The organism is Pseudundibacterium arcticum, assembly GCF_042646465.1.
Lineage (GTDB): Bacteria > Pseudomonadota > Gammaproteobacteria > Burkholderiales > Burkholderiaceae_D > Undibacterium_A > Undibacterium_A arcticum.
In genome coordinates this window covers 62,522-77,736 of sequence record NZ_JBHRTP010000024.1, presented here as the reverse complement: position 1 = coordinate 77,736, position 15,215 = coordinate 62,522, and the positions used below count along the sequence as shown (strand labels likewise).

Annotated in this window: 16 protein-coding genes; 11 read left to right on the top strand and 5 right to left on the bottom strand. The window is 59.6% G+C overall.

The window, feature by feature from the left end; translation table 11 throughout:
• Positions 1-457: 457 nt before the first annotated feature.
• Positions 458-1,576: an NAD(P)/FAD-dependent oxidoreductase gene (locus tag ACFOFO_RS08990; protein WP_390331394.1), complete on the bottom strand. Its 1,119-nt coding sequence runs from the start codon at positions 1,574-1,576 to the stop codon at positions 458-460.
• A gap of 213 nt (positions 1,577-1,789) precedes the next feature.
• Positions 1,790-2,113, bottom strand: a complete 324-nt coding sequence (gene fdxA, locus ACFOFO_RS08985) for a ferredoxin FdxA (RefSeq protein ID WP_390325861.1) — start codon at positions 2,111-2,113, stop codon at positions 1,790-1,792.
• Between the two features lie 334 nt (positions 2,114-2,447).
• On the opposite strand from fdxA, the gene ACFOFO_RS08980 reads away from it, so the two are divergent.
• The 4 genes from ACFOFO_RS08980 to ACFOFO_RS08965 all read left to right on the top strand — a co-directional run bounded on the left by ACFOFO_RS08980 (position 2,448) and on the right by ACFOFO_RS08965 (position 7,022).
• Positions 2,448-3,683 (top strand): ABC transporter substrate-binding protein, encoded by a 1,236-nt coding sequence (locus tag ACFOFO_RS08980; protein WP_390325859.1) that lies wholly within the window; start codon positions 2,448-2,450, stop codon positions 3,681-3,683.
• Between the two features lie 191 nt (positions 3,684-3,874).
• The gene (gene pncB / locus ACFOFO_RS08975) at positions 3,875-5,053 is read left to right on the top strand and encodes a nicotinate phosphoribosyltransferase (protein WP_390325857.1); all 1,179 of its coding nucleotides are present in this window, start codon (positions 3,875-3,877) and stop codon (positions 5,051-5,053) included.
• 189 nt (positions 5,054-5,242) lie between these two features.
• Positions 5,243-5,917 (top strand): LutC/YkgG family protein, encoded by a 675-nt coding sequence (locus tag ACFOFO_RS08970; RefSeq protein ID WP_390325855.1) that lies wholly within the window; start codon positions 5,243-5,245, stop codon positions 5,915-5,917.
• A 112-nt stretch (positions 5,918-6,029) separates the two neighbouring features.
• Positions 6,030-7,022 (top strand): 2-hydroxyacid dehydrogenase, encoded by a 993-nt coding sequence (locus ACFOFO_RS08965; protein ID WP_390325852.1) that lies wholly within the window; start codon positions 6,030-6,032, stop codon positions 7,020-7,022.
• Between the two features lie 96 nt (positions 7,023-7,118).
• On the opposite strand, the gene ACFOFO_RS08960 is transcribed toward ACFOFO_RS08965, so the two are convergent.
• From ACFOFO_RS08960 to ACFOFO_RS08950, 3 genes are all read right to left on the bottom strand, one after another.
• A complete protein-coding gene (locus ACFOFO_RS08960) occupies positions 7,119-7,373 on the bottom strand; it encodes an acyl-CoA-binding protein (RefSeq protein WP_390325850.1) in 255 nt (84 codons plus the stop codon).
• A 76-nt stretch (positions 7,374-7,449) separates the two neighbouring features.
• Entirely contained in the window at positions 7,450-7,686 is a 237-nt protein-coding gene (locus tag ACFOFO_RS08955; RefSeq protein ID WP_390331393.1) for a hypothetical protein, read from the bottom strand.
• 8 nt (positions 7,687-7,694) lie between these two features.
• Positions 7,695-8,054 carry an FKBP-type peptidyl-prolyl cis-trans isomerase gene (locus tag ACFOFO_RS08950; RefSeq protein WP_390325845.1) on the bottom strand — a complete coding sequence of 120 codons (360 nt, stop codon included), beginning with the start codon at positions 8,052-8,054 and terminating at the stop codon, positions 7,695-7,697.
• A 336-nt stretch (positions 8,055-8,390) separates the two neighbouring features.
• Between ACFOFO_RS08950 and ACFOFO_RS08945 the strand changes: the two genes are divergently transcribed.
• The 7 genes from ACFOFO_RS08945 (at position 8,391) to ACFOFO_RS08915 (ending at position 14,962) form a co-directional block, all read left to right on the top strand.
• On the top strand, positions 8,391-9,371 hold the full coding sequence (locus ACFOFO_RS08945; protein ID WP_390325842.1) for a YVTN family beta-propeller repeat protein: 981 nt from the start codon (positions 8,391-8,393) through the stop codon (positions 9,369-9,371).
• A gap of 56 nt (positions 9,372-9,427) precedes the next feature.
• Positions 9,428-10,234, top strand: coding sequence for a polysaccharide deacetylase family protein (locus ACFOFO_RS08940; protein ID WP_390328187.1), 807 nt, complete (start codon positions 9,428-9,430; stop codon positions 10,232-10,234).
• Entirely contained in the window at positions 10,231-11,217 is a 987-nt protein-coding gene (locus ACFOFO_RS08935) for a sterol desaturase family protein (protein WP_390325839.1), read from the top strand. The genes ACFOFO_RS08940 and ACFOFO_RS08935 overlap by 4 nt, the downstream gene beginning before the upstream one ends.
• On the top strand, positions 11,217-12,071 hold the full coding sequence (locus tag ACFOFO_RS08930) for an EI24 domain-containing protein (RefSeq protein WP_390325836.1): 855 nt from the start codon (positions 11,217-11,219) through the stop codon (positions 12,069-12,071). The genes ACFOFO_RS08935 and ACFOFO_RS08930 overlap by 1 nt, the downstream gene beginning before the upstream one ends.
• A gap of 24 nt (positions 12,072-12,095) precedes the next feature.
• Positions 12,096-12,893 carry a competence/damage-inducible protein A gene (locus ACFOFO_RS08925; protein WP_390325834.1) on the top strand — a complete coding sequence of 266 codons (798 nt, stop codon included), beginning with the start codon at positions 12,096-12,098 and terminating at the stop codon, positions 12,891-12,893.
• Between the two features lie 97 nt (positions 12,894-12,990).
• Positions 12,991-14,322: a TAXI family TRAP transporter solute-binding subunit gene (locus tag ACFOFO_RS08920; RefSeq protein WP_390325832.1), complete on the top strand. Its 1,332-nt coding sequence runs from the start codon at positions 12,991-12,993 to the stop codon at positions 14,320-14,322.
• Between the two features lie 322 nt (positions 14,323-14,644).
• Positions 14,645-14,962: a hypothetical protein gene (locus tag ACFOFO_RS08915; protein WP_390325829.1), complete on the top strand. Its 318-nt coding sequence runs from the start codon at positions 14,645-14,647 to the stop codon at positions 14,960-14,962.
• Positions 14,963-15,215 lie beyond the last annotated feature (253 nt).

Below are 15,215 nucleotides of genomic sequence, written 5' to 3'. Positions count from 1 at the left end.
CGCTGCGCTAACTTCGCATTTCCTTAACGCTCGAAGCTGCGTATCGGTAACGCGATGACGCAATATTGGTCCACGGTTGGTGCGCGGGCCACTTGGCGGGCACGGTGAATTCTGGCAGACATATTGCGCTCGACCAGTGGTCGGGCAGGCACTTTGAAACGACGATTTTCTGGGGAGTATGTCGTTAAACATGGCATCACCCGCATGCATTTGAATGGGAGCCTATAAATACGCACCAGTATCCTGTTACGGCAGTGGAACTCTAATGACCAGCGCCAACTCCTGACGACCACGTTGGCCGGCGATCAAGTAAACGCAACAGCGGCGCATCGCATACCGGATAGCGCCGCCGCGAGATGCGCCGCAGGATGGTCGATTCAGGGCCGGCCGGGAAAGCAATACCGCGGCCCAATGTGGATGATGACTCGAATCCTGGAGATTAGTCGAATCCCGGAAATTAGTCGAACACCGGACTTTCCACGCCGAGGATCTTGTGCAGTTTCGGCGAGGTGGTGGTGTATTGCATGTGGATCTTCTTGTCCGGGAAGATGTACGGCGCGGCGCCGAACGCGGCCAACGCTGCTTCGTGGAAGCCCGACAGAATCAGTTTCTTCTTGCCCGGATAGGTGTTGATATCGCCGACCGCGAAGATGCCTGGCACATTGGTTTCAAATTTTTCGGTATTGACGACCTTGAGCTGCTTGCGCTCGATGTCGAGGCCCCATTCGGCGATCGGGCCGAGCTTCGGCGACAGGCCGAAAAACACCAGCAGCATGTCGAGTGGCAGGCGACGGGTGACGCCGTCCAGGCCGGTGACCTTGATCTCTGACAGTTGGTTGTCGCGCGACTCAAAGCCGGTGACTTGGCCGATCAGCAATTGCATCTCGTAGTTTTCGCACATTTCCTTCATCTTCGCGACCGAAGCCGGTGCGGCGCGGAAATCCTCGCGGCGGTGCAGCAGCACGACCGATTCGGCCTTGCCGGCGAAGTTCAGCGCCCAGTCCAGCGCCGAGTCGCCGCCGCCGCAGATCACCAGGTTCTTGGCGTGGAACGGCACCGGGTCCTTGACGCGGTAGAACAGCTGCGAACCGTCGAACTGGTCGATGCCGTCGACCTTGATCGTGCGCGGCTGGAACGAACCGACGCCGGCCGCGATGAAGATGGTCTTGGTGATGAAGCGATTCCCGGCCGAGGTTTCGAGGTTGAAACGGCCGTCTTCACGGCGTTCGACCAGCGTCACTTCCTGGTTCAGATGGAAGGTCGGGCCGAACGGTTCGATCTGCTTGAGCAGGTTATTGGTCAGTTCCTGGCCGGTGCACACCGGCACCGCAGGGATGTCGTAAATCGGCTTGTCCGGATACAACTCCACGCATTGGCCGCCGACTACGGGCAGCGAATCGATGACATGCGCCTTGATTTCCAGCAGGCCGAGTTCGAATACCTGGAACAGCCCGACCGGGCCGGCGCCGATGACGATCGCGTCGGTTTCGGTGGGGCCTGACTGGCCGGAGAGGGGCGCGCTGCCGACGCCATGCGTGGCGAGGGTCGAGCTATCAATGGCGGTGCTGGTATCCATACGACTGTTCAGTTCCTGTTGATCAATTATTCAGTGCGCGGCAATGGTCGCGCACAGCGTTCAGGTGCAATGGTTCAAAAACGATGATGCGGGCAGGTCGGTAGCGGCGATCGGACGCTTGGTATTAATTTAATCCGTCAATTCGTCAATCCGTCAATCCGCTATTCCGCTAGTCCAATTGCGGCCACGCTGCTCACAGCGTGGCGGCAGGCATTAGCGCGCCAGATACTGCAGCTTGTCTTTGTTGTCCTTCCATTCGTCGGCGTCTGCCAGCGGAGGAATGGTCTTGGTGATCGACGGCCAGGCGCGGGCCAGTTCGACGTTGAGCTTGATGAATTGCTGCTGCTCGGCCGGCACGTCTTCTTCTGCGTAGATCGCGTTGACAGGGCATTCGGCGACGCAGACCGCGCAATCGATGCACTCGTCCGGATCAATCGATAGAAAGTTCGGCCCTACTCGAAAACAATCTACCGGGCATACATCGACGCAGTCCGTGTAGCGGCAGCGGATGCAGGATTCGGTGACAACGTGGGTCATAACAGTCCTATTAGTAATTTTGGAGGCTGGTGGAGCCTGCCAGCGATTTCGCTGCAAATGCGGTGCAAAATGCCGGGCATTGGCCACTGTGGCCGCCATGTTCGCGCGCACAGGCGTAAACAATGAGTTGCAAAGCATTGTATTTTAAGGCAATTGTGCTTTTCTCACAAATCAGGCTTATACAGATTACATATAAGCAAATACATGCTAGGGATCGACTTTGTTTGCTGTCACGCGATCAATCCCGTGGCCATCGGCGGCGCGTTGTTGGTGACGCGACAGCATATTCCTTTATAGTGTCCTGAACTGGCAAAAAGGGTGGCATCAGATTGACATGAAATCGACTTTGACCTGGATTTGTGCCCTGTTCGCCGGGCTCACCTGTTGCGGCGCAGCGCTGGCTGGAGACGTCAACCCCGATCTGCACGCCGGCAACCCGATACGGATCGGCGACATCAACAGCTATTCCAATGCGCCGCAGATTACCGAACCCTACCGCAACGGCTGGCAATTGGCGCTCGACGAAGTCAACGCCGCCGGCGGCGTCAATGGCCGCAAGCTGGAAGTCATCGCGCGCGACGACGGCGGCAAGCCGGATCAGGCGATACGGCAGGCGCAGGACCTGCTGACGACCGTAAAGGTCGACGTGCTGACCGGCAGCTTCATGTCCAATATCGGCCTTGCGCTGGCCGGATTCGCGCTGCACAACAAGAAACTGTTTGTCGCCGCCGAACCGCTCAGCGACGCGATTACGTGGGACAGAGGCAATCGCTATACGTTCCGCATGCGGCCGTCGACCTATATGCAGACCGCGATGCTGGTGGAACAGGCAGCCAAGCTGCCGGCGCGGCGTTGGGCCGTGATTGCGCCCAACTACGAATATGGCCAGAGCGCGGCGCTCAATTTCAAGCTGTTGCTCAAGGCTAAACGTCCGGATGTCATATTTGTCGCCGACCAGTGGCCCACCTTGGGCAAGCTCGACGCGGCGGCGACCGTCGCGGCGCTGGCCAGGCAACGGCCGGACGCCATTTTCAACGCCTGCTTTGGCGCCGATCTCGGCAAGTTTGTGCAGGAGGGCAATGCACGCGGGCTGTTCGCCAAAGTCACCGTGGTCTCGCTGCTATCGGGCGAACCGGAAAACCTGAGCGCACTCGACAAGCAGGCGGTCAAAGGCTGGATCGTCACGGGCTACCCCTGGGATCAGATCAACACGCCGGAACATCGCAGGTTTGCCGTCGCCTACGTCCAAAAATACCATGACCATCCATCGATGGCCTCGGTAGTCGGCTACAGCACGCTGATGGCGGTGGCGCAGGCCATCAAAAAGGCGCAGTCGACCGATGCCGAGCGGCTGGTGCTGGCGATGCGCGGCTTGACTTTCGACTCGCCGCTGGGCCCGGTGATGTTCCGCGCGATCGACCAGCAATCGACGATGGGCACTTACGTCGGCACGCTGGAGCAGATCGACGGCAAGAACGTGATGCGCAACTGGCACTATGCTGACGGCAAGGGTTATCAGCCGGACGATGCGGCAGTGCGGGCGAGACGGCCGGCGGCGGCAATGAAGTGAGCCGCGCTCGCTAGCGATTTTCACACGCTACGACAATGATTGTTGATGGGTATATGCCAACTTCCATTATTTCATATGCGCAATTCGGCAGCATCGCATGGAGTATATTGGCCTATGGCAATCCGCCATGGCGCTTCCGTGGCGCCGATATTTGCCGACATCGCCGTCATCGCCGTCATTAGCCAGCCGCCATGATCATCCAATCGCTGCTCGATACCGACCTCTACAAATTCACCATGATGCAGGTCGTGCTGCATCACTTTCCCGGTGCGCAGGTCGAATACCGCTTCAAGAACCGCAACGCCGGGGTCGATCTGACGCCGTATATCGATACCATCCGGGCCGAGATCGCCGGCTTGTGCGCACTGCGTTTTCAGCAGGAAGAGCTCGATTATCTGAGCGGGTTGCGCTTCATCAAGAGCGACTTCGTCGATTTCCTCGGCCTGTTCCAGATGAATCAGAAATACATCACGGTCGCAGCGGCGCCGCAGCACGACGGCCAGATCGAGATCGTGATCAAGGGCCCGTGGCTATATACCATCCTGTTCGAGATCCCGGTGCTGGCGATCGTCAACGAAGCGTATTTCCGCGCCACTCAGCCGACCCCCGACTACGCCGAAGGCCGTCGTCGCCTGCAGGCCAAGATCGCGCTGATTCGCGACGATCCGGCGTTAAGGGATTGCAAGATCGCCGATTACGGCACGCGGCGCCGCTTTTCGCGCGGCTGGCATGAAGAAGTCATCGCGACGCTGAAACGCGATTTCGGCGCGCATTTTGCCGGTACCTCGAACGTACTGGCGGCGCTGCGGGATCAGCTGATTCCGCTCGGCACCATGGCGCACGAATACTTGCAAGCCTGCCAGGCGCTCGGGCCCCGCCTGCGCGATTCGCAGATTTTCGGCTTCGAGATGTGGGCCAGGGAATACCGCGGCGACCTCGGCATCGCGCTGTCCGACGTGTACGGCATGGATGCGTTCCTGCGCGACTTCGACCTGTATTTCTGCAAGCTGTTCGACGGTGCGCGGCATGATTCCGGCGACCCGTTCGTGTGGGGCGAAAAGCTGCTCGCGCACTATCAGAAGAACCGGATCGATCCGAAGTCGAAGACCATGATCTTTTCCGACAGCCTCGACTTCCGGCGCGTGATCGAGCTCACGCTGCGCTTCAAGGACCGCACCGTGCTGGCCTTCGGCGTCGGCACCAACCTGACCAACGACCTCGGTTATGCACCGCTGCAGATTGTGATCAAGATGGTGCGTTGCAATGACCAGCCGGTCGCCAAGCTATCCGATACGCCGTCCAAGGATATGTGCGACGATCAGGCCTACGTAAATTATTTGCGGCAGGTGTTTGAGATTGCGCCACGCTGAACCGACAGCACAACGTTGCGGTTAAACTGGTTGCGATCGCCATGGCGCTCGGCGAACGCAGCATCTGGCTACGGCGCAAACTGTCATGGTTCATGTTTACGACCCGACCGCAACACCGATCGCGCAGCGCCTCATCGATACCTCAACCGCATCAACCACATCAACCACATCGTCAATAACCAGCCCAGCATGGACACTACCGCCGCCCGACTCGCCATTTTCGCCCGCATCCGCAAGGCCCAGAATCGCTCCGCCGAGCAGACCCCAGACGAGCATGCCGCGGCGCAGCACTATCTGCGTCATCATCCGGAAGGGCCACGGCCGGCAGTCGGCGCCGATCTGGTCGCGCATTTCGAGCAACAGGCGCTGCGCATGTCGGACACGGTCGCGCGCGTCGCGGCGATGGCCGAGGTGCCGGCTGCGGTCGCGCACTATCTGGACGGCGTCGGCGTCGTTGCTGGAGTACCCCGGCAAGCGATCGCGTGGAACACGCTGGCCGGATTAAATTGGCAGCAAGCCGGCCTAGGTGTCGAATTTCGACCTCCCAGGAATGAGGACATGGTCGGCATCACCGGCTGCTTTTGTGCGGTTGCCGAGACCGGCACGCTGCTGCTGCTGTCGGGGCCGGACACGTTCGCGTCGGCCAGCTTGCTGCCGGAGACGCATATCGCGATCGTGCCGGCGTCGCGCATCGTAGCGGCGATGGAAGATGCGTTTGCGCTGGCGCGTGCCGAGCGCGGGGTACTGCCGCGCGCGACCAATTTCATTTCCGGACCGTCGCGTACCGGCGATATTGAACAGACCATCGTGCTCGGCGCGCACGGCCCGTACCGGGTCCATGTGATCATCGTCGCCGATTGCTGAGCGCGGCGCAGTGGTAATTTCAAATATACTCATGCCATCATGTTCATATTCCTCAAATATAATCTGCGGAATATGAACATACTCCAGCATAAATAGTTTAAGAGGAAATCTGATGCGTCAAAAAATCCTGATCGCCAAAGCCATCTTCCCGGACGTGGTGGCACGCCTGTCGCAACAGTTCGACATCGAATCGAATCAGGAAGATCGCCTGTTCAGCCACGACGAACTGCTCGCCAAGCTACGCGACAAGGATGGCATCTATGCGACGCCCAGTACGCTGATCGACGCCGCGGTGATCGCCGCCAATCCGCAACTGAAGGCGATCTGCAATATGGCGGTCGGCTATAACAACATCGACCTCGATGCCGCCACACACGCCGGCATCATCGTCACCAATACGCCCGACGTGCTGAACGAAACCACGGCCGATTTCGGCTGGGCACTGCTGATGGCGACCGCGCGCCGCATCACCGAATCGGAGCATTGGCTGCGCGCCGGCCATTGGGACAAGTGGCGTTATGACAGTTTTCTCGGCGCCGATCTGCACGGCGCGACGCTGGGCATCATCGGCATGGGTCGGATCGGCCAGGCGATCGCGCGCCGTTCGCTGGGTTTTGACATGCGAGTGCTGTACCACAACCGTTCGCGGCTGTCGGCCGACCGGGAAGCGCATGCGAATAATGCGCAGTTCGTCAGCAAGGAGGAATTGTTGCGCAGCGCCGACCATATCGTGCTGGTGCTGCCGTATTCGACCGCGACCCATCACAGCATCGGCGCGGCCGAACTGGCGCTGATGAAACCGACCGCGACGCTGGTCAATATCGCGCGCGGCGGCATCGTCGACGACGCCGCGTTGATCGGCGCGCTGCGCGACAAGCGGATCGCGGCCGCAGGACTCGACGTGTTCGAGAACGAACCGCGCTTCCATCCGGATTTTTTGAGCCTGTCGAACGTGGTGCTAACGCCGCACATTGCCAGCGCGTCGGAGGCGACCCGGCGTGCGATGGCCAATTGCGCGGCCGACAACCTGATTGCGGCGATGGCAGGACAGCGGCCGCCGAATCTGCTCAATCCGCAAGTGCTGGACGGCGCCGCCAAGACCTGAGTCGGCCAATAAAAAACCCCGCAGCAGGCGGGGTTTTTACTTTGTTCATCGCGCGCCGTGGCGCGTGATGAATACACTCATTAGTGGGCGTGCCGGTCAGGCTTTCAGATCTGCCACAAAATCAATATACTGCTGCATCGCGTCGTCCTTGCCGGTGCCTTTCAAGGCATCCCACGCATCCCACTTGGCGCGGCCCACCATATCGGTGAAACCGGGACGATCGCCGCTGGCGTCGCCGCTGCTGGCCTGCTTGTATAGCGCATACATTTTCAGCAGCGTCATGTTGTCAGGGCGCTCGGACAGATTCTTGGAATCGGCCAGCGCCTGGTCGAATTCGTTTTGTAGACTCATATTTCCTCTGAACGCGTGAAGTCGATGCCAAAACGGCATCGACTGTATTTTCATCCCATCATTTGAAATGGTGCGACTACTCGACCACGGTATCGACTACTGCACCACCGACTTTGACTGCGCCCTTGACCACGGTGGTGGTGACATCGACCGCTGCCGAGCCGGCCGCGACACCGACATTGACGGCGGTGCTGGCGACCGACACGGCGGCACCGGCCACCGTCACCACCGCGCAACCGCCCAGCGGCAGCAGCATCAGGCCAGCGGCGATGGCGGTCGCCAACTTGACTGTGGTTCTATCCAGGCTGGTCAAGCTGCCAATCATATTGCTAGCAATTCGACGTCAAAAATCAGTGTGGCATTCGGTGGGATCGCGCCACCGGCGCCGCGCGCACCGTAGCCGAGTGCGGCCGGGATGATCAGGCGACGGGCGCCGCCGACTTTCATGCCCTGCACGCCTTCATCCCAGCCCTTGATCACATGACCGGCGCCGAGCGGAAACTCGAACGGCTCGCCGCGATCCTTGCTGGAGTCGAACTTGTTGCCGGCGCTGCCGTCCGCATTTTGCAGCCAGCCCGTGTAGTGCACGCTGACATGCGCGCCGGCCTTGGCTTCGGCGCCGCTGCCGACGAGTGTGTCCTGATACTGCAGTCCGGATGCGGTGGTGGTGGTGTTCGACATGGTGTTCCTTTGCGTGTTGTGGATGGTCGCGTGAGGCGTAGGTGTGAGGCAAGATTGTAGTCGAAAAGACCGGCGCCGCACGCTGCCCCATGGGCCATTTCTGCAACAGTTGCAGAAATGGCATTGACTGTGATGGCGCGATTGAATGCGCATTGTCGGTAGTCCGAGCCGGCGGCTCAAACGTTATACGCGCTCGGCTTTGCGTGTCGCGTAGAGTTTCTATTCAAGTTTTGCCGTGCGCTTTCTGGTTGCTCAGCACCTTATTATTTAAATGATGAAACTTTCTGCGCGGTAAAATAGTCTTTTGTATTCTGTTAAATGTGAATGGTTTTCTCTATGCTGTGTCGTTCAGGTCGGGTTTGTTTGGTGGTGCTCTCGTTGTTGTCCGGTTTAGTCGCGGTGACGACGGCGAGCGCGGGCGTAGTGGTCGTGCTCAATTCGCGCGACGCCACAGTCAGTTTGCTCGACCAGAGTACCTATCAGGAAATCAATTCGTTTCCGGTAGGCAAGGAACCGCATCATTTGATGGAAACGCCAGATGGCAAGTCGCTGATCGTGGCCAACGCGGTCGGCGACGAACTGCTTTTTCTCGATCCGAAGTCGGGTCAGATCCAGCACCATGTCAAAGACATCCTCGACCCGTACCAGATCGGCTTCGCGCCGAACCAGAAATGGTTTGTGTCGAACGCGCTGCGACTCGACCGCGTCGATATCTACGCCTACGACGGCAAGCAACTGAAGCTTGCAAAGCGTGTGCCGCTGGCCAAGCTGCCGAGCCATATGGCCTTCAGCGCCGACAGCGCGACGGTCTTCATCACGCAGCAGGGCAGTGACCAGATCAGCGCAATTGACCTGGCGACCCAGACCGTCAAATGGACCATGCCGGTCGGCAAACTGCCGGCAGGGATCGCGATGACACCGGACGATAAATACCTGCTGGTCGGCATCATGGGCAGCGACTACGTCCAGGTGATCGACTGGCGAACACAAAAGACCGTCAAGCAGATCAAGGCCGGCGCCGGCGCACACAATTTCCGCGCATTGGGTGACAAGCGTCATACCTTCGTCTCGAACCGGGTCGCCAATAGCATCAATATCATCGACCAGAAGACTTTGGAAAACGTCGGCACCATCAATGTGCCCGGCGGTCCGGATTGCATGGAGCTGACCGACGACGGCAAGACCCTGTGGGTGACGCTGCGCTGGATCAAGAAAGTGGCGGTGATCGACGTCGCCAGCAAAAAAGTCATCAAGCTGATCCCGGTTGGCCGTTCACCGCACGGCGTTTATTTCATCAATCACGCAGCACGTATCTGATGCACGAGCGACGTTACGTCGGCTTGACGCTGCGCGCGGCGGCCAAGGCTGTTGCGATGGCCCTGCCGGTACTGGCCGCCAGTGCCGCCAATACCGTTGACCCCGGCCCGGCCTGCAAGGGCACGATCTACCTGACCTTCGATACCGGCAGCCAGTCGCAGGCCGACTACATCGCCAGGACGCTCAACAAGTACGGCATCAAGGCCACTTTTTTCCTGGCCAACGAGAAAACCGTCAACGGCGACTACTCGCTCGACCCGGCTTGGGCGCCTTACTGGAAGGCGCGCGTCGCCGAAGGCCACGCGTTCGGTACCCATACCTTTGATCATGTCTATGTGCAGCGCGATCTGGCCGATGGCCGTATCGAGGTCAAGCCGCAGTTCGGCGCCAACGCCGGCAACAAGCTGGCCTGGACCCCGCAGCAATACTGCGACGAACTGAAGCGGGTCGACCAGCGCTTTCATGCATTGACCGGCGCGCGTCTCGATCCGCTGTGGCGGGCGCCGGGCGGCCGGCTGACGCCACATCTGCTGGCCGCCGGCCAGGCTTGCGGCTATGCCCATGTCGGCTGGGCCGATGCGGGTTATTCGGGCGATGAATTGCCGAGCCAGCGCTGGCCGAATGCGTTATTGTTGAAACGTGCATTGAATGGCCTGAAGGGCGGCGATATCTTCATTGCGCATATGGGCATCTGGTCGCGTCAGGACCCATGGGCGCCGGCCGACCTGGAGCCGCTGATCGTCGGCTTGCAGCAGAAAGGGTTTTGCTTTGCCACGCTGCGCCAGCATCCGCTATATCAACGCAATCAGCAAGGCAATCAGGCCACATTCACACCATCTTCGACTGCCATCAAGAAGCCATGATCCAACATCTGATCGACCTGTTTTCCTTCGTGCAGGGCTGGCTGTTCGAGACCGTGGTGCAGCCGCTGGTGCTCAATCTCGGCATGGGCGAATTCACCGAAGAGGCGTTCGAGGGCACCGAATGGTTCCTGGTCGGCGTCTGCGAAATCGCCTTGCTGTTTGCGGTACTGCGGCCGCTGGAGGCGCTGATCCCGGTGCAGGCGCTGAGCGACCGCCGCGCGCGCTGGAACGATTTTCTGTATACCGTGATCCACCGTCTCGGTGCGTTCGCGGTGCTGATTTTTCTGGTGCTGGATCCGCTCAAGGATCAACTGACGGCGGCGCTGCACATGGAAGGCGTGCAACCATTCAATCTGGAAAACCTGTGGCCCGGGGTGACCGACCGTCCTGTCGTGAGCTTCTTCGTCTACCTGTTCGTGCTCGATTGCTTCGATTACTGGTATCACCGGGCCAGCCATCAATTCAACTGGTGGTGGGGACTGCACAGCCTGCATCACAGCCAGCGCGACATGAATTTGTGGTCGGACAACCGCAACCATCTGCTCGACGACTTGCTGCGCGATATTTATATGGCAGTGATTGCGCTGGTGGTCGGGGTCGAGCCCGGGCAGTACGTGCTGCTGGTGGCGGCCTCGCGCATCCTGCAAAGCCTGCAGCACGCCAATGTGCGGATACATTTCGGCGGGATTGGCGAGCGCCTGCTGGTGTCGCCGCGCTACCACCGCCTGCACCATGCGATCGGCATCGGTCACGAATCACGCGGGCAAGGGACGCTTGGTGGACATAATTTTGCAGTACTGTTTCCGGTCTGGGACATCGTGTTTCGCACCGCGCGCTTCGGCAAAACTTTCGAAAGGACCGGCGTGCGCGACCAGCTTCCGCCGCCCGTCGAAAAGGGGCGCGACTATGGTCACGGTTTCTGGTCGCAGCAATGGCTGGGGCTGAAGCGGATGGTTGAATTTGCCAGAAAGGCGGCGAACTGATGCGCCCAATCCTGGTGGCCTATGGCCGCGCGCTGTGGTCGCAGCTGCATCTCAGCATGCTGCTGCTGAGTCTGGTGCCGTTTTTGCTGTCGCTGACGATCTGGGGCGTCGCGCTGTGGCTGGGTTTGCAGCCACTGATAGACAGCCTGCAAAGCTGGTTTGTCGAACATGACGGCTTCAAGATTTCGGGCCATCTGCTGTCGATGTTCGGTCTGGCCGCGATCAAGACTGTGATCGTACCGTTGATCGCGATGTGGATGCTGCTGCCGCTGATGATCCTGACCGCGCTGGTATTCATCGGCATCGTCGCGATGCCGGTGATCGGCAGACATGCGTCGGCGCGTCATTTTTCGGCGCTGCAACGACGCGCCGGCGGCACGCTGATCGGCAGCCTGTGGACCGCGATTTCATCGGCGGCGATATTCGTCGTGTTGTGGCTGATCACCTTGCCGCTCAGCGTGGTGCCGCCGTTCACGTTCATCATTCAGCCGCTGCTGTGGGGCTGGCTGACCTACCGCGTCATGGCCTATGACGCGCTGGCCGGCCATGCCGATGCCGGCGAGCGCAAGGACATCCTGCGCCTGCATCGCTGGCCGCTGCTGATTATCGGCGTGATCGGTGGAGCGATGGGTGCATTGCCGACCTTGTTATGGCTGGGGGGCGCGCTGTCGGTGATCCTGTTCCCGTTTCTGGCCGCCGTCGCGATCTGGCTGTACGTGCTGGTGTTCATCTTCACCGGCCTGTGGTTCCAGTATTATTGTCTGGACGCGCTGCAAAAATATCGCGCCGCCGGCATGGAGCGCGCGCTGCACCCGCCACCGGAAGTGCCGCAGGCACTGATCGATCGCATTTAGGATAACTCAAGGGAACCCGGCGTCATGACTATCGGACTCATTATCATCGGTGACGAAATCCTGTCCGGCAAACGGACCGACAAGCATTTCAGCAAGGTCGTCGAGTTATTGTCGGCGCGTGGCTTGCAACTGGGCTGGGCCGAATATATCGGCGACGACCGCGAGCGCATCACCGCAACCCTGAGACGCAGCTTCGCAACCGACGACATCGTGTTTTCCACTGGCGGCATCGGCGCCACGCCGGACGACCATACCCGCCAATGTGCGGCCGCCGCGCTCGGCCGGCCGCTGATGCTGCATCCGGAAGCGAAGACAAAGATCCTGGAACGGATCGCCGACGTTGCGCGCGAGGCCGGCACCGAGCCGCAGTGGGATACACCGGACAACCAGCACCGGCTGAAGATGGGCGAGTTTCCGCAGGGCGCTGCAATCATTCCCAATCCGTACAACAAGATTCCCGGCTTCACGGTCGGCACCCACCATTTTGTGCCGGGTTTCCCGGTGATGGCTTGGCCGATGATCGAATGGGTACTCGACACCCATTACCCGCAGCTGTTCAACCGTGAACCGCGTCTCGAGCGATCGGTGCTGGTATTCGAAACCGCCGAATCGCTGCTGACGCCGCTGATGGATGTGATCGAGGCGCGTTTTCCGCTGGTCAAGGTGTTCAGTCTGCCCAGCGTCGGCGATGCCACTACGCGCCGCCATATCGAACTCGGCGTCAAGGGCGAGCCGGTGCAGGCGGCCGCCGCATTTGAGGTGCTGGTGGCCGGGTTGCAGCAGCTTGACGCCGAGTTCCAACCGCTGGCGACGGCCGCCTGACACAGCGCTCCGTGCGAATGCAGGCGCATGAAATTTCGATTGCCAGCGACCGTGTTTATTGGCAAGGTGTGAGGCCATGACTCCTTCCCGCCGCGCAATGTCCAAAATCCTCAAATTCACGCAGTTCTCGCTGCGCGACCTGTTGGCCACTGCCGGTCCGACTGTGCTGGCGATCGGCCTGATCTGTGCCATCGCCTATTGGTTGGTCGATCCGTCGCCGCCATCGCACGTGACGATCTCGACCGGGCAAGAAAACAGCGCCTATGAAGAATTCGCAAAAAAATATGCGGCCGCACTGGCCAAGCATCACATCAAGACGACGCTGAAACCCTCGCTCGGCTCGCAGGAAAACCTGCAGCGGTTGAACGACCCGAAATCCGGCGTTGACATCGCGTTCGTGCAGAGCGGCTCGACCGAACAGTCGGAGGCCGAACGCAAGGGGCTGGTCTCGCTCGGCAGTCTGTTCACCGAGCCGGTCTGGTTGTTCTTCCGCGACAGCCATGACATCACCCAACTGACCCAGCTGAAAGGACTGAAGATCAATGCCGGTCCGGACGGCACCGGCGTGCCGCGGCTATTCAAGCAGATCCTGTCGGTCAACGGTGTCGAGCCGACCGATCTGACGCTGGGCGCGCTGGAGAACACGCCAGCCACGGTTGAATTGCTGGAGGGCAGAATCGACGGCCTGGTGTTCAGTTCGGCACCGGATGCGCCGTTGATCCAGATGTTATTGCAGACGCCGGGCATCCGGCTGTTCGACTTCACTCAGGCCGAGGCCTACACGCGGCGCTTTCCTTTCTTGTCGCATGTCATACTGCCGCGCGGCATTGTCGATTTGGGCCGCGATCTGCCGCCAAAAGACTATCACCTGATCGCACCGACTGCCACACTGGTCGCGCGTGAAGACCTGCATCCGGCCCTGATCGATTTATTCGTGCAGGCGGCTGCCGGTATTCATGGCGGCGCCGGCTGGTTCCGCAAGCAGGGTGAATTCCCGACTGCTAATTACACCGAAATTCCAGTTGCGCGCGAAGCCGAAAAATTCTACAAAAATGGACCGCCGATCCTGCAGCGCTATCTGACCTACTGGCTGGCGAATTTTTTCGATCGCATGTGGGTGTTTGTCGTTGCGCTCGGTGCGCTGTTCCTGCCGCTGTCGCGTGTGATTCCACCGTTGTATGTGTGGCGGATCCGCTCGCGCGTGTATCGCTGGTATGGCCAGCTGCGCTCGGTAGAGCAGGCGATTGAGGATGTGCCAGCGGACAAGCGCGACCAGGTCCGCACCGCCCAGCTGCGGCGGCTGAACGAGATCGAGGAAAAAGTGAATCAGATTTCGATTCCATTGTCCTTTGCCGAAGGTCTGTATGGGTTGCGCAGCCACATCAATTTTGTCCGCGAACGGGTACAGGCGTTGGCGCGCGCCGAATGAAGCGCTGCCTTACCTGTTGCCGTTTTTCGCCAGGAGTCTGTCGGACGTACCGACTCGAACCGAAAAATGTGTTGAAGCCGGACCGATTGCCCCGGATTTGAAGCCTCAACAGCTCGCTGTTGACTAAAAAGCCGGTGACGCTGTACCGTTCAGAGACTTGCCGGCCGATGCTCATAAGTCCGACATTCTCCTGAATGCCAACGCCAGAGCAATTTTGACAAGAATGTGACGAAAGCCAATAAACATTGAGAATTATCAAAATGATATCGATGCGCCCGCGGAGAATACCATTGATCACTGTAATTAATAACAGGAGGGCACAATGACCGGCGATGCAAATATTCATCATGTCGATTACGATCCCAGCCATTTGCTGGAATCCTTGATCAAGAAGCTCAATCTCAAGAATGACGCTGCGCTGTCGCGTGCACTGGAGGTTGCGCCACCCGTCATCAGCAAGATACGGCATGGCAAACTTTCGGTCGGGGCATCAATCCTGATCCGGATGCAGGAAGTGAGCGATCTGAGCATCAAGGAACTGCGCGAATTGATGGGCGACCGCCGCGGCAAGTTCCGTATGAGCGACAAGCAATTCAAGCCGAAACCTGCGGCATCGGCACAGCAACAGTCGCACGCCTGAGCGAGACGGCTGTTGCAGGCTGCAGCGCTGGCGTGTCGCTGGCTGTCGGCGCGCGTCCGCTTGTCGATTCGCGCTGGGGCTAGTTTGCTGGCGTGACACTCATCTTGTCTGGCTGAAATACAATTCGGTCCGGCTCACTGAAGGCGGACATCGCTACCGGCCACCCCGCCATCCATCACGGGTATGCGGGAGGATTGCATTGGCAATCACACCAAGGCTGTTCCACCTTTTTCCTCTGCACGGCTGAATTGCC